Annotated in this window: 13 protein-coding genes; 5 read left to right on the forward strand and 8 right to left on the reverse strand. The window is 56.6% G+C overall.

What is annotated here, in order from left to right; genetic code table 11:
- The first annotated feature begins 83 nt into the window (after positions 1 to 83).
- From ACUW6V_RS10350 to ACUW6V_RS10360, 3 genes are all read left to right on the forward strand, one after another.
- The gene (locus ACUW6V_RS10350; protein ID WP_038878758.1) at positions 84 to 398 is read left to right on the forward strand and encodes a DUF485 domain-containing protein; all 315 of its coding nucleotides are present in this window, start codon (positions 84 to 86) and stop codon (positions 396 to 398) included.
- Entirely contained in the window at positions 392 to 2,041 is a 1,650-nt protein-coding gene (gene actP, locus ACUW6V_RS10355; protein WP_063265186.1) for a cation/acetate symporter ActP, read from the forward strand. The genes ACUW6V_RS10350 and actP overlap by 7 nt, the downstream gene beginning before the upstream one ends.
- Positions 2,042 to 2,188: 147 nt before the next feature.
- Positions 2,189 to 3,484 (forward strand): Gfo/Idh/MocA family protein, encoded by a 1,296-nt coding sequence (locus ACUW6V_RS10360; RefSeq protein ID WP_454038328.1) that lies wholly within the window; start codon positions 2,189 to 2,191, stop codon positions 3,482 to 3,484.
- A gap of 32 nt (positions 3,485 to 3,516) precedes the next feature.
- On the opposite strand, the gene ACUW6V_RS10365 is transcribed toward ACUW6V_RS10360, so the two are convergent.
- The 4 genes from ACUW6V_RS10365 to soxR form a co-directional block, all read right to left on the reverse strand.
- Complete coding sequence (locus ACUW6V_RS10365) at positions 3,517 to 5,163, reverse strand: Na+/H+ antiporter (protein ID WP_007778478.1); 1,647 nt, start codon at positions 5,161 to 5,163, stop codon at positions 3,517 to 3,519.
- Positions 5,164 to 5,302: 139 nt separating this feature from the next.
- The gene (gene ghxP, locus ACUW6V_RS10370; protein ID WP_004386209.1) at positions 5,303 to 6,652 is read right to left on the reverse strand and encodes a guanine/hypoxanthine transporter GhxP; all 1,350 of its coding nucleotides are present in this window, start codon (positions 6,650 to 6,652) and stop codon (positions 5,303 to 5,305) included.
- Between the two features lie 313 nt (positions 6,653 to 6,965).
- Positions 6,966 to 7,634 (reverse strand): glutathione S-transferase family protein, encoded by a 669-nt coding sequence (locus tag ACUW6V_RS10375; RefSeq protein WP_014727969.1) that lies wholly within the window; start codon positions 7,632 to 7,634, stop codon positions 6,966 to 6,968.
- Between the two features lie 77 nt (positions 7,635 to 7,711).
- On the reverse strand, positions 7,712 to 8,170 hold the full coding sequence (gene soxR, locus ACUW6V_RS10380) for a redox-sensitive transcriptional activator SoxR (protein ID WP_004386207.1): 459 nt from the start codon (positions 8,168 to 8,170) through the stop codon (positions 7,712 to 7,714).
- Between the two features lie 86 nt (positions 8,171 to 8,256).
- Between soxR and soxS the strand changes: the two genes are divergently transcribed.
- A complete protein-coding gene (soxS, locus tag ACUW6V_RS10385) occupies positions 8,257 to 8,580 on the forward strand; it encodes a superoxide response transcriptional regulator SoxS (RefSeq protein WP_004386206.1) in 324 nt (107 codons plus the stop codon).
- On the opposite strand, the gene ACUW6V_RS10390 is transcribed toward soxS, so the two are convergent.
- Positions 8,568 to 10,175, reverse strand: coding sequence for an EAL domain-containing protein (locus ACUW6V_RS10390; protein ID WP_142408030.1), 1,608 nt, complete (start codon positions 10,173 to 10,175; stop codon positions 8,568 to 8,570). The genes soxS and ACUW6V_RS10390 overlap by 13 nt on opposite strands.
- 586 nt (positions 10,176 to 10,761) lie before the next feature.
- On the opposite strand from ACUW6V_RS10390, the gene ACUW6V_RS10395 reads away from it, so the two are divergent.
- Complete coding sequence (locus ACUW6V_RS10395) at positions 10,762 to 11,040, forward strand: YjcB family protein (protein ID WP_004386205.1); 279 nt, start codon at positions 10,762 to 10,764, stop codon at positions 11,038 to 11,040.
- A gap of 62 nt (positions 11,041 to 11,102) precedes the next feature.
- Here ACUW6V_RS10395 and ACUW6V_RS10400 read toward each other — a convergent pair whose 3' ends face one another.
- The 3 genes from ACUW6V_RS10400 to ssb1 form a co-directional block, all read right to left on the reverse strand.
- A complete protein-coding gene (locus ACUW6V_RS10400) occupies positions 11,103 to 11,447 on the reverse strand; it encodes a hypothetical protein (protein ID WP_014727966.1) in 345 nt (114 codons plus the stop codon).
- Positions 11,448 to 11,622: 175 nt separating this feature from the next.
- On the reverse strand, positions 11,623 to 12,669 hold the full coding sequence (locus ACUW6V_RS10405) for a GGDEF domain-containing protein (protein WP_063265181.1): 1,047 nt from the start codon (positions 12,667 to 12,669) through the stop codon (positions 11,623 to 11,625).
- A gap of 349 nt (positions 12,670 to 13,018) precedes the next feature.
- Positions 13,019 to 13,555, reverse strand: a complete 537-nt coding sequence (gene ssb1, locus ACUW6V_RS10410) for a single-stranded DNA-binding protein SSB1 (protein ID WP_142969971.1) — start codon at positions 13,553 to 13,555, stop codon at positions 13,019 to 13,021.
- Positions 13,556 to 13,659: the final 104 nt, after the last annotated feature.

Below are 13,659 nucleotides of genomic sequence, written 5' to 3' on the forward strand. Positions count from 1 at the left end.
ATACTGACCTTTCGACCTAACCCTCTCCCCCAAAGGGAGAGGGAATAATAACAACCCCTACCTTACTTCTGGAGACTGCGATGATGAATAACGATATTTGTCAGCAGATAGAGAGCAGTGCGCCTTACAGGGAGTTAGTGCATAAGCGGCAACGGTTTGCCTTCACCCTTTCCCTCATCATGCTGATTATTTACGTCGGTTTTATCCTGCTTATTGCGTTTGCGCCGGGCTGGCTCGGCACGCCGCTCTCGCCCGGCAGCAGCGTGACGCGCGGTATACCTATCGGCATCGGCGTGATCCTGATTTCGTTTATTCTCACCGGCGTGTACGTCTGGCGCGCCAACAGTGAATTTGATCGGCTGAATAACGCCGTGCTGAAAGAGGTGCAGTCATCATGAAAAAGGTGCTTTTCCCGCTGCTGACGCTGCTTTCGCCCGCCGCCCTCGCCGATGCGCTGACCGGTGATGTGCAGCGCCAGCCGACCAACTGGCAGGCCATCATCATGTTCCTGATCTTCGTGGCGCTGACGCTTGGCATCACGTACTGGGCCTCCAAACGCACCCGTTCGCGCAGCGATTACTACACCGCAGGCGGCAACATTACCGGTTTTCAGAACGGGCTTGCCATCGCGGGCGATTTTATGTCTGCCGCGTCGTTCCTCGGCATCTCCGCGCTGGTTTATACCTCCGGCTACGACGGGCTTATCTACTCGCTGGGCTTCCTGGTGGGCTGGCCGATTATTCTGTTTTTAATTGCCGAGCGGTTGCGTAACCTCGGGCGTTACACCTTTGCGGACGTCGCCTCCTACCGCCTGAAGCAGCGCCCTATCCGTCTGCTCTCCGCCTGCGGTTCGCTGGTGGTGGTCGCACTCTATCTCATCGCGCAGATGGTTGGCGCAGGCAAGCTTATTGAGCTGCTGTTTGGCCTGAACTACCACATCGCCGTGGTGCTGGTGGGCGTGCTGATGGTGATGTATGTGCTGTTCGGCGGCATGCTGGCCACCACCTGGGTGCAGATCATCAAAGCCGTACTGCTGCTGTTCGGCGCAAGCTTTATGGCGTTTATGGTGATGAAGCATGTGGGCTTTAGCTTCAACAACCTGTTTACGGAAGCGATGGCGGTTCACCCGAAAGGCAGCGCCATCATGAGCCCCGGCGGTCTGGTGAAAGATCCGGTTTCCGCGCTGTCGCTCGGCCTCGGCCTGATGTTCGGCACCGCTGGTCTGCCGCATATTCTGATGCGCTTCTTCACCGTTAGCGACGCCCGTGAGGCGCGTAAAAGCGTGTTCTACGCCACCGGGTTTATGGGTTATTTCTACATCCTGACCTTTATCATCGGCTTCGGCGCCATCATGCTGGTGGGCGCGAACCCGGCGTTTAAAGACGCCACCGGCGCGCTGATTGGCGGCAACAACATGGCGGCGGTACATCTGGCCGATGCCGTGGGCGGCAACCTATTCCTGGGCTTTATCTCGGCGGTCGCCTTCGCCACGATTCTGGCGGTTGTGGCGGGCCTGACGCTCGCGGGCGCGTCGGCGGTGTCGCACGATCTCTACGCCAACGTGTTTCGCAAAGGCGCTACCGAGCGCGATGAGCTGCGCGTCTCCAAAATCACCGTGCTGGTGCTCGGCGTGGTGGCTATCCTGCTCGGGATTCTGTTTGAGAAGCAGAACATCGCGTTCATGGTGGGCCTGGCGTTCTCGATTGCGGCGAGCTGTAACTTCCCGATTATTTTACTCTCGATGTATTGGTCGAAGCTCACTACGCGCGGCGCGATGATTGGCGGCTGGCTCGGCCTGCTCACCGCAGTGGTGCTGATGATCCTCGGCCCGACCGTCTGGGTGCAGGTGCTTGGCCACGCCGCGCCGGTCTTCCCGTATGAATATCCGGCGCTGTTCTCCATCGCCGTGGCGTTTATCGGGATCTGGGTCTTCTCGGCAACCGACAACAGCCCGGAGGGCAATCTGGAGCGTGAGCAGTTCCGCGCGCAGTTCATCCGCTCCCAAACCGGTCTTGGCATCGAACAGGGCCGCGCGCACTAACCCTTCCGCCCCGGCCATTCTGGCCGGGGATCACACTTTTCCTCTCCCGCCCTGTTCCGTGTCTCTGGTCGCGCTACATTAGCAAAATGAAACGTTGTTTTTATTTTATGCATACAACACGTCATTTTGGCTGAGAGGAGCATGGCGATGAAAAAATACGCCCTGGTGGGAACCGGCGGGCGCGCCGGTATGTATATCGAGGCTATCGGTAAGACGTTTCGCGACACCGCGCAGATGGTCGCGTTCTGCGACACCAACCAGACCCGCATGCGCTACGCTAATCGCCTGTTGGAAAACGCAGGCGCGCCGCCAGCGCCCTGTTTCGTCGCCGCGCAGTTTGAAGCGATGATCCGCGACACCCGGCCCGATACGGTCATCGTCACCACGATGGACCGGACCCACGACGATTATATCGTCCGCGCCCTTCATGCGGGCTGCGATGTTATCACCGAAAAACCCATGACCATCGACGAAGCGCGTGCGCTGCGCATCCTCAACGCCATTGAAGAGACGGGCCGCGAGGTGCGCGTGACCTTCAACTACCGCTATGCGCCGCACCACAGCAAAGTGCGCGAACTGCTGATGAACGGCACCATCGGCGAGGTGTTTTCGGTGCATTTCGAATGGCTGCTGAATACCGAACATGGCGCGGACTATTTCCGCCGCTGGCACCGGGAGAAGCGCAACAGCGGCGGCCTGCTGGTGCATAAATCCACCCATCATTTCGACTTAATGAATTTCTGGCTCGGCAGCTACCCGCAACGGGTTTACGCCGAAGGCGCGCTGCGTTTTTATGGGCGTGAAAACGCCGAAAAGCGCGGCGTTTCGCACTTTTACCCGCGCGCCCATGGCTATGCGGCGGCGAAAGACGACCCGTTCGCGCTGCACATGGAGGAGAGCGCGCCGCTTAAAGCGCTGTATCTGGATGCCGAACACGAGGACAGCTACTTTCGCGATCAGAGCGTTTTTGGCGACGGCATTACCATTGAGGATACGCTCTCAGTGCTGGTGAAATACCAGAACCAGACGCAGCTCACCTATTCGCTCAATGCGTATCTGCCGCAGGAGGGACTCAACGTGGTGTTTAACGGCAGCCGCGGTCGGCTTGAAATGAAACTGGTGGAAAACTCTTACGTTAACGGCGGCGGGCTGCGTGAGGCCGAAGGCAGTCTCGACCGTTGCGATATCATGGTTTACCCGATGTTCGCGGCCCCCTGGAAGGCGGATTTCACGCTGGGCGAAGGAGGACACGGCGGCGGCGACAACGCGATGCTGGCGGACCTCTTCGGCGAGCCGGGCGACGACCCGCTGCAACGCGCCGCCGATCACCGTGCGGGCGCGATGTCCATTCTCACAGGCATTGCCGGGAATATCTCGATGCAGCAACAGCGGCCGGTGAATTTTAGCGAGTTTGAACTGGTGCGACGGCTGACGGGACGGTAAAAAAAACCGCCGGAAAACTCCGGCGGTTGCGGTTATTTACGCTCCATCAGCAGCGCTTCGAGCAGGTCCATATCGTGCAGCATTTTTTGCAGCGTCTCGTTACTGATTTGCCGCGTGGCGCGCAGGTGATACAGCTCGGCGCGCTCGGCACGCAGTGCGGTCAGGCGGAAACGGCGCTCAAGATTTTCCTCAAGCTCGCTGTTTTCGACATCGTTGCGCCCGTCGGCACGGCGGCGCAGGTTCCCCACCACACGCGCGGAAACCTCTCTTAGCAACTGGTCGTCGATGTTCTCTTCGGTATCCGCAGCCAGACGCTCTTCCATTTTCTGAATGGCGGTAATCGCCACTTCCGCCGTCACCGAACGCGCCATCCGTTCTTCTTTATGCGCCAGGCCGTGGTCCGGCGTCTCGACCTGTTGCAGCAGAATCGGCAGCAGGATCACACCGACAAACAGCGAGAAAAGAATGACGCCCGCGGCCAGGAACACCAGCTCATAGCGCGCCGGGAACGGCGAGCCGTCCGGCAGCAGCAGCGGAATAGAGAGCACACCCGCAAGCGTAATCGCCCCGCGCACGCCAGCGAACGACGCCACCAGCAGCTCGCGCGTCGAGTACTCGCCAAACGTCAGCGGTTTTTTCTTCAGAAAACGCAGGCTAAAGCGCTTCATGATCCACAGCCACAGGAAACGCACGCCAATCAGCGCGCCGTAGATCAGAACGACATCCATGAACAGCATCCAGGTCTCGACGTTCGGATCTTTCTCCGCTGCGGCAAGCGACGTTTCCATAATCCCCGGCAGTTGCAGGCCAAGCATCAGGAACACCATGCCGTTAAACACAAACTCCAGCATCGACCAGACGCTGTTGGCGCGCAGACGCATCGCCAGCGGCGCGGTGCGCATCACGCCGGAGCGGGTGATGGTCATCCCGGCGGCCACCGCGGCCAGAATGCCGGAGAAGCCGATATGTTCGGCAATCAGATAAGAGGCGAACGGCAGCAGGAACAGCAGGACTATCTGCGTAGCGGGCTCATCGCCGCCCCAGCGGCTCAGCAGGCGCAGCGAGCGGCCATACAGCCAGCTTACCGCGATCCCGGCGAGCAGGCCGCCAATCGCCACTTTTAAAAACTCCAGCGACGCGCCGCCCACGGTAAAGACCATCGTCCCCATCGCGACCGCGACGGCGAATTTCAGGGACACCAGGCCGGAGGCGTCGTTCATCAGCGCCTCGCCCTGCAAAATTCCCATGATTTTTTTCGGGATGCGGCCTTCACCCACAATGCCGGAGAGCGCCACCGCATCGGTTGGCGACAGCACCGCCGCCAGCGCGAAAGCAGGAATGAGCGGAATACCCGGCACCATCCAGTAGATCAGAAAACCGATGCCGACAACGGTGACCACCACCAGCGCCAGCGCGAGGCCGATAATTTCGCGGCCGTGATCGAGAAATTCGCGGGTCGGGGTTTTCCAGCCGTCGGCGAACAGCAGCGGCGGAATAAACAGGACCAGGAACAGCTCGGGGTTAAAGTCGACGTGCAGACCGAACGTAGGCCAGGCGAGCAGCGCCCCGATGGCTATCTGCATCAGCGGCAGCGGGATCTGGAAGGGCAGCATACGAGTGACGACCCCGGAGAGCGATACCATAAGGGTCATGATGAGGATGGTAAAAAAGATTTCCATGCGGTCTGAGCGGCTCCTTATTATCTGTGATGAAAGACTCACCTTTGATAATAGAACACTGACGCGCCGGAAAAGGAATCAGGTTGTGCCCTGAAAGCAGGAAAAAAGCGGGCCGCAGCCCGCTTCGTTAAAGAAAGGTTTAGATTGCCCAGCCGCCCGCGTAGAAAGCGACCAGCGCGATAGCGATGACGACAGTACCGATATTGAGCTTGCGGAACTCGCCGGAAACGACGCGGCCAATGACCAGCGACGCAAAGCCTATCATGATGCCGGTCACGATGTTGCAGGTCAGCACGATAAACACCGCGGTAATCAGCCCCGCCATCGCGTCCACGAAATCAGCGAAGTCGATTTTCGCCACGTTGCTCAGCATCAGCAGGCCAACATACATCAGCGCGGGCGCTGTAGCATACGCCGGCACCAGGTACGAGAGCGGCGAGAGGAACAGGATAAGCAGGAACAGCACGCCGACGGTAATCGCCGTCAGGCCCGTTTTACCGCCCGCCGCGGTGCCTGCGGCAGATTCGATATACACCGCCGCCGGTGCCGCGCCCACCAGGCCTGAGAAGACGCTGGAGAGGGAATCGGTGGTCAGCGCTTTGCCGCCGTCGATGATCTGACCGTCTTTATCCAGCAGATTCGCCTGGCCCGCGACCGCGCGAATGGTGCCGGTGGCGTCAAACACGGCGGTCATCACCAGCGCCAGCACGCTCGGAATCACCACAGGATCGAGCGCGCCCATGATATCCAGGCTGCCAATCAGCGAATTGCCCTTCTCATCGCTCAGCGACGGCATGGCGAACAGGCCGGTGAATTTCACCGTCGGGTCGAAAATCAGGCCGACAATCGAAATACCGATGATGGTCAGCAGAATGCCGCCCGGCACTTTGAGTTTCTCAAGGCCGATAATGACTGCAAGGCCAATCAGCGACATGATCACCGGGAAACTCGCGAAATGGCCGAGCGCCACCGGCAAGCCGTCGAGCGGGTTCTTAATGACCAGGCCCACGCCGTTCGCGGCAATCAGCAGCAGGAACAGACCGATACCAATGCCGGTGCCGTGCGCCACGCCCTGCGGCAGGTTACGCAGGATCCAGCTACGAATGCCGGTTGCGGAAATCACGGTAAACAGCACGCCCATCAGGAAGACCGCGCCGAGTGCGACCGGTACGCTGATGTGCTGCCCGAGCACCAGGCTGAACGCGGTAAAGGCGGTCAGCGAGATGGCGCAACCAATCGCCAGCGGCAAATTCGCCCACAGCCCCATCACGATGGAGCCAACGCCTGCCACCAGACAAGTGGCGACAAACACGGCGGCAGGCGGGAAACCGGCTTTGCCGAGCATGCCCGGCACGACGATCACTGAATAGACCATCGCGAGAAACGTGGTGAGACCGGCAACAATCTCCTGACGCACGTTACTGCCGCGCGCGGAAATTTTAAAAAAGGCGTCGAGTGAACCGCCGTTACGCGCAGAAGGCGTAGACATAATGAGACATCCCCTGAAAAGTGTGAGTTTTTAAAGCTCGCGCGTGGCAAACAACCCGCTGCGGATCAAACGTTAACTCCCTGCGTTCTGTTTGTGGTTTTGGAGGGGCCACAAAAAGCAAACGTTTAACTCCACGCGCAAAAAACGGCAAAATTTTAAGGCAAACGATTATCCAGCCTTAGGACGGGGATTTTCAACAGAACTTTAAGCCTTTTGGCAAAAAGTTGCGCTGGCTGATGAATAATTCAGCGCAGGCTGCGCAAACGATATCGTTGATGCGCAAAATAGGGCCTTCAGAGGAAGGCCATAACGATTAGCTGCCGGGGATTGCCAGCGGGCCGCCTTTTTCGATAGCGCGCTGCCAGGCCGGGCGAGCCTGAAGATTAGTCAGCCAGGCACGTAGCTGGCGGAACTCGCCGGAATCGCTGCGCGCCAGCAGGGCGATCACCGGGAAGCTCATCTGAATATCCGCCATGCTGAACGTCTGTCCGGCAAACCACGGATGCTGCGTCAGGTGATCTTCCATAAAGCGGGTGTGGGTGGCGAGCTGCTTATTAAGCCAGGCTTTCTGAACGCCCTGCCCGAGCGCTTTGCCGAGGGTGCGAAGCCCGAACGGAACGGGCTTTTTCCCGAGACTGCCAAACACCAGCTTCATCAACAGCAGCGGCATCAGGGAGCCTTCGGCGTAATGCAGCCAGATACGGTACTGGATTTTCTCCTCCGCACTCTGCGGCTTCAGGCGTTGTTCAGTGTCATAGGTCTCCTGGAGATATTCCAGAATCGCGCCGGATTCGATAATTTTCTGGCCGTTATCCTCCAGCACCGGCGACTTACCGAGCGGATGCACTTTCTTAAGCGCAGGTGGCGCAAGCATAGTGGGCTCGCGCTGGTAGCGCACCAGTTCATAAGGCTTACCAAGCTCTTCAAGCGCAAAAAGAATGCGCTGCGAGCGGGAGTTATTCAGATGGTGGACCGTCAGCATGGCGTTTTCCTTTCGCTTTTCATTGCATTAACTATAGAGAATCCACCGGCGGCGCACCGAATTTGTTTGCGCGCCGCTTATTCGTCCTCCAGCAGACGTGCCCCGCTGCCCTGCGCGCCCAGACGGTCTTCGGGGTTACGCAGCGGGCAATCGCGGTGCGACAGGCAACCACAGCCAATGCAGCCATCCAGATCGTCACGCAGCGCGGTCAGCGTTTTAATACGCCGGTCCAGCTCCTCGCGCCACTGCGTGGAGAGCTGCTTCCAGGCCTTCGGGCTCAGGTTATGCCCTTCAGGCAGCACGCCGATAGCCTCGCCAATCGTCGCCAGCGGAATGCCGATACGCTGGGCGATTTTAATGATCGCCACCTGACGCAGCACGTCGCGCCGGTAACGCCGCTGGTTGCCGCTGTTGCGGGTGCTTTTAATCAACCCTTTGCTTTCATAGAAGTGCAGCGCGGAGACGGCAACACCGCTGCGCTTCGCGACTTCGCCCGGCGTCAGCAGCGATTTGATTCTGGGTGCTTTCTTTTCCATCGGGGGCTTTACCTCAAGTTAACTTGAGGAATTATACTCGCCGACCAGAAGAACGGCTAACCCAAAACAGAGGAAGAGGACGGCTTATGTCACATCAGGAAATTATCCACGCACTGACGCAATGGATTGATGAGCATATTGACCAGCCACTGAATATCGATGTGGTGGCAAAGAAGTCGGGCTATTCGAAATGGTATTTACAGCGGATGTTTCGCACTGTCATGCATCAGACGCTGGGTGAGTATATTCGCAAGCGGCGTTTGCAACTGGCGGCGCAGGAGTTGCGTACGACCCGGCGACCGATTTTTGATATTGCGATGGATTATGGCTATGTGTCGCAACAGACGTTTTCGCGGATATTCCGCCGTCAGTTCGACCGCACGCCGAGCGATTATCGTCAGAGCGCCTGACGATTAACGGCGCAGTTCTGCCAGCCCGGCATCGCCCGGGCGTCATCCTGTTGCAGCCAGGCGACAAACTCCTGACGCGGTAGCGCTTTTGAGAAATGCCACCCCTGACAATATTGCACTCCACGCTTTAACAGCCAGCCCACCTGTTCGGCGGTTTCCACGCCCTCGGCGATAATTTTCAGCCGCAGGCTCTGGGCCATATCGATAATATGCTCTGCAATCAGATGGCTGGTGCTATTGGTGGTTAAGGTATCGATAAACGACTTATCAATTTTCAGAATATCGACGTTCAGCGAATAGAGATTATGAAGGTTGGAATATCCGGTGCCGAAATCGTCAATCGCAATCTCAAACCCTGACTGGCGAAACGCCTGAATAACCGGGGTGGTGCGCGGCACGTCAATAAAGCCCCGCTCAGTCACTTCAATCTTGATTTGCTGCGCGCGTACGCCGTGCTGGTTATTTTTCCCTTCGATTAACGCTATCAGGCGCGACGAATGGAAATCGGATGCCGAAAGGTTAATAGAAATATAAATCTGCGGGTGGGTCGCCAGGAAATGGCCTAAGTCATTAAATAACTCTTCCACCACATAATCCGTAACCTGCGCGATCATCCCGGTTTTTTCGGCCAGCGGGATAAACTCCGCCGGGCTCATCACCTGACCGTTGTAGCCGGGCCAGCGCAGCAGCGCTTCCGCACCGACGCACATGCCGTGCTTGATATCCATAATCGGCTGGTAATGCAGGCGCAGCGCGCGTTTATGCAACGCGCGCTGAAGCTGGCGGCTCGGCGAGTTAAAACGGTGACGGGTGCGCGAGCCGAGAAAAACCAGCAAACCGCCCATGATAAGTCCAAGGGGCAGCATGACCGACATCTGATGCCGCCACGCCTGCCAGAACCAGGCGTCGCTGGTGGAAACGGCGACGGCAATCGGGCGCTTACCAGAAAGCACTATCGACCAGAAACGGCCATCTTTCTGGAAATCCGTATTCTGTGAACGCGCAAAAGGCGCGAGCGCACGGGCGTCGGCTTTGTCACTTACCGAAAAAAACTCCCGGGTGACGGTGTCATACACGCCATAAGTGATAGTGTCATCATTAGATAATATTTCGCTAAAGGAGAGCGGGTTAACCACCGCGACATAATTCCCTTTACGCAAATAAACCATTTTGTGACCGGAAAAGAATGGCGTGTCACGATAATAATAAATGGCGATATCCGGCGAGCGCGTGTAATTCGCAGGCGAGAGAATAAAAGGCTGATCGAACAGAGGGGAACATAATAGTTCATCACCCTGGGCGTAAATGAGATCTTCGATATAAATTTGCCCGCGTGAAATATCCAGCATATTACGCTGATGCGCAGAGGAGCATATTTCGCCCTGATATTTTTCGGCTTCATTACGGGCTTCATCGACATGGCTTAATACCAGCTCGGTACGGTTGAGGACCAGTTGTGCGAAGGTATCCAGGTGCGCCCGCGTCTCGTTGACCGCGCGATGATGGGCGACCCAAAGCGCAAGCATCACAGGCAGTAGGACCACCATGATTATGCCTGAGATTCGCAACGCCTGACGTCGTGCCCTGAAATTCATTATGGCCTCATATCCCTGCTTTCTGTGTCACATTAATCGCCTGATGAGACACATCGCAAACAGGTGTTTACGTTGCATCAATCAGCACGCATTGGCAATAGCCATTTCCAGTTATCCATCCAATATTTCACGCGAAACATTAAAATTTGCCATAAGGAAAATAGGGAATGGCTATTTAATTTTTCTTAAGTGAAATATCCGCGTTGATAACCGTGCTAAAAATTCATCAACCACTTCAGAAAGCGTTTTAAGTTAAATTAATCAAAGCTGCCGAAAAAATGTACGGGCGGCGTTTTTTTTGTGTCGAAATGAAAATTTATGCATTAGTAAAATCCGTTGTGGGATTTTTTCACTGCTTTCTTTTCGACCATTTTTTATTGCGAACGGTTGCCGGCGATCTCATGGATCGTGCGCTTTTTTTCACCAAAGCGCGCCCGCCAGACTGGCGAATAAAACAACAAATGTGATACAGTTCACACTTAGTGTGCAAGTTTACATGCTTGCCGTCACGTTAAATTTTAGCGCCGCGCCAGGCCTGCCGCGTTCCGGCCACCGCGCGGCAGAACGCTTTTTGAGGACTGGTTTCATGGCTACGCTTACCGCCAGCATGGTACTGATGCGCTGGCAACTTCTGGGTGCGGTTTTAATGTTTCTTGCCAGCACGCTTAATATTCAGTTTCGCAAATCCGACTACCAGGCGCTGGCGGTGATCAGCAGCGGGCTGGGTATCGCCGCGTCCTGCGTCTTCGCGACGGGCCTGCTCGGCGTCAGCATCGACTTCCACGCCATCTGGCACAATATGAAAGACGTAATGGTGGAAGTGATGAGCCACACGCCGCCAGAATGGCCGATGGTCGTGACCTGATAACCTCACCGTCTTTCATTTAAGCCCCTGCATCAGGGGCTTTTTTATTTTCTGCCAGGCCCTTACATACAACCGGCGCAACTGGTACAGCGCCAGTCCGCTTTATTGATAGCCCGCCAGAAGGCGCGGTAATAACGCTCCTCCAGCGGAATATGGTTATCGAAAAACCAGTCGGTCAGCCACTCGACGTTCTCGACAATCCACTCCTCTTCTTCCAGCCCGTCGGCGAACGTTTCGTCCTCGGGATCGATAATCGAGTAGATCCCCCAGGTGTTCATCGCCTTATCCTGCCAGTGTTGCGGCAACGTCACCGGGCGTTCTTCAAACGTAATAATCCAGTGACCGTGGCAGAGCAGATTGCCGTTACGGCTCCAGGCGGCGGTAAACGGATTCGGTTCCTGTGTCATCGCTTGCATTCCCTGTGTGAAATTCACCTGCGGGCGGCAACTGGCGGGCTCGTCAATAAACGCCGTCGCACAGGAAGGAATCGCAGAGCATGGCACTTCACCCCCACCGGGAAAATGCTAACTAAGGAGTATCCCGGGGTTATCTTTGGCTTTTTTTAATTTTTAAATCAGCAAGTTAATCAGCGATAACCAGACGATTTCTCCCCTGTTGCTTACCGGCGTACAACATTTTGTCAGCGCGATTGAGCGCTTTTTCAAACTCTTCATCTTTGCCGAAAGCGCTGATCGCAAGCGTCGCGGTGACTTCTCGCGGATTTTTATCCGTCTGGCCAACCCACTCCTGAATGCGCGTCAGCAGCCGCTCCGCCACACGTCTGGCATCTGCCAGTGATGTATCCGGCATCATTACCAGAAACTCTTCACCGCCCCAGCGCGCCACGATGTCGCTTTCGCGCACGTTGTCGGTAATCGCCCGCGCGATGCGCTGCAAAATCATGTCGCCATAGCTGTGACCGCAACTGTCATTAATGGCCTTGAAATGATCGATATCCAGCAGCAACAGCGTTACGTTATGACTGCCCACCTGTTTATCGAGCAGCGAAACCTGATGCATAAAGTGACGCCGGGTATAGAGGTTCGTCAGGCTGTCGCGGCTCGCCGTATTAAAGAGATCGAATTTCATCGTGTGGGTGAATTCGACCGAACGTAGCGTGGTGTACGTTAACAGCCCAATCGCCATCACGGCATTCGCAATGCCGATGCCGTTCAGCACTGACGGGCTTAACCCGGACGCCGTACCGGTGTGATGTCGCAGCGCGTAACCCACCGTGCCAAGCACCGCGATCGCGGCCAGGAACAGCGCGCGCCGCACCGGCACCTGCTGAAAGCTGAACGACACGATGGGGATCAGCGAAAAAACAAACAGGTAAAAATTACTCTCCCAGCCCAGCAACGCCGTAGTGGCAACGGCATGCGCCAGAATTTCCACGCTCATCAGCGTACCGACATACAGATACCGGTAATGCTCTATTTCATTCAGGCAGTGGATATAAACCATCACGCTGAAAATATTAAAAATGGCGAGCGTCGGAATACTCATCGACAGAAACAGGAAAATCAGCCCGACATGAATCAGCAACGCCAGCCAGACGATCGGAATAATGTGTTGCCAGTACTGGTCGGTCGCCTGGCTAAGGAGTTGGTCGCGATCTCTTTCTGACATGGGCTAACCTGCACTGTGGGGCATCATCCCTGCCGAAAACGTACGGAACGTATGAAGACTTCATGCAACCTATATCGGCATTCCGGCGGCGAGATTTAGCGCCGCATCGCGGAAAAGCGTCATGCCCTTCATTTGTCGGCGGTTTAATCGTGCCAGCAGAGAAAAATGGGGTGCCGTTAATCGTCAGTAAGAGGTGCATTGTGCTTAACGATACAAACAACTGTGCCTGGCGGGAATCGGCCCGAAGCACTCAACAGCCTCAGCCGAAAACCATAAAGAAAAAGCCCTGCCGGAGCAGAGCTTTTCAACACTTTCTGAAGAGAGGCCTTCCGTGCAGAACGCCGCGCTATCAGAACGGGATATCGTCGTCGAAATCCATCGGCGGTTCGTTAGAAGGCGCTGGCGCCTGCTGCTGCGGACGGGACTGTGCGCCGCCGCTGAACTGCGCGCCGCCACCCTGCTGCTGCGGCTGCTGAGGCTGACCCCAACCGCCCTGCTGCTGACCGCCGCCCATGTTGCCGCCTGCGCCGCCGCCCTGACGGCTGCCCAGCATCTGCATGGTGCCACCGACATTCACCACAACTTCGGTAGAGTAGCGATCCTGACCGCTCTGATCCTGCCACTTACGGGTGCGCAGCTGGCCTTCGATGTACACCTGCGAGCCTTTACGCAGATATTCGCCCGCCACTTCCGCCAGTTTCCCGTACAGCACGACGCTGTGCCATTCGGTCACTTCTTTCATCTCACCGGTCTGCTTGTCGCGCCAGGATTCGGAAGTTGCCAGGCGCAGGTTCGCCACGGCCCCGCCGTTCGGCATGTAGCGTACTTCCGGGTCCTGCCCCAGATTACCGACGAGAATCACCTTGTTTACGCCTCTGCTGGCCATGATCGTGTCTCCTGAAAACATTTCTTAATAGTGTAAACATTCCATTCTACCACGTCAGCCTTCAATGTTGATAGCTGCGAGACGGCTTCAGGAAATGTTCACAC

The sequence above is a fragment of the Cronobacter sp. 153480017-3 genome (assembly GCF_053627815.1).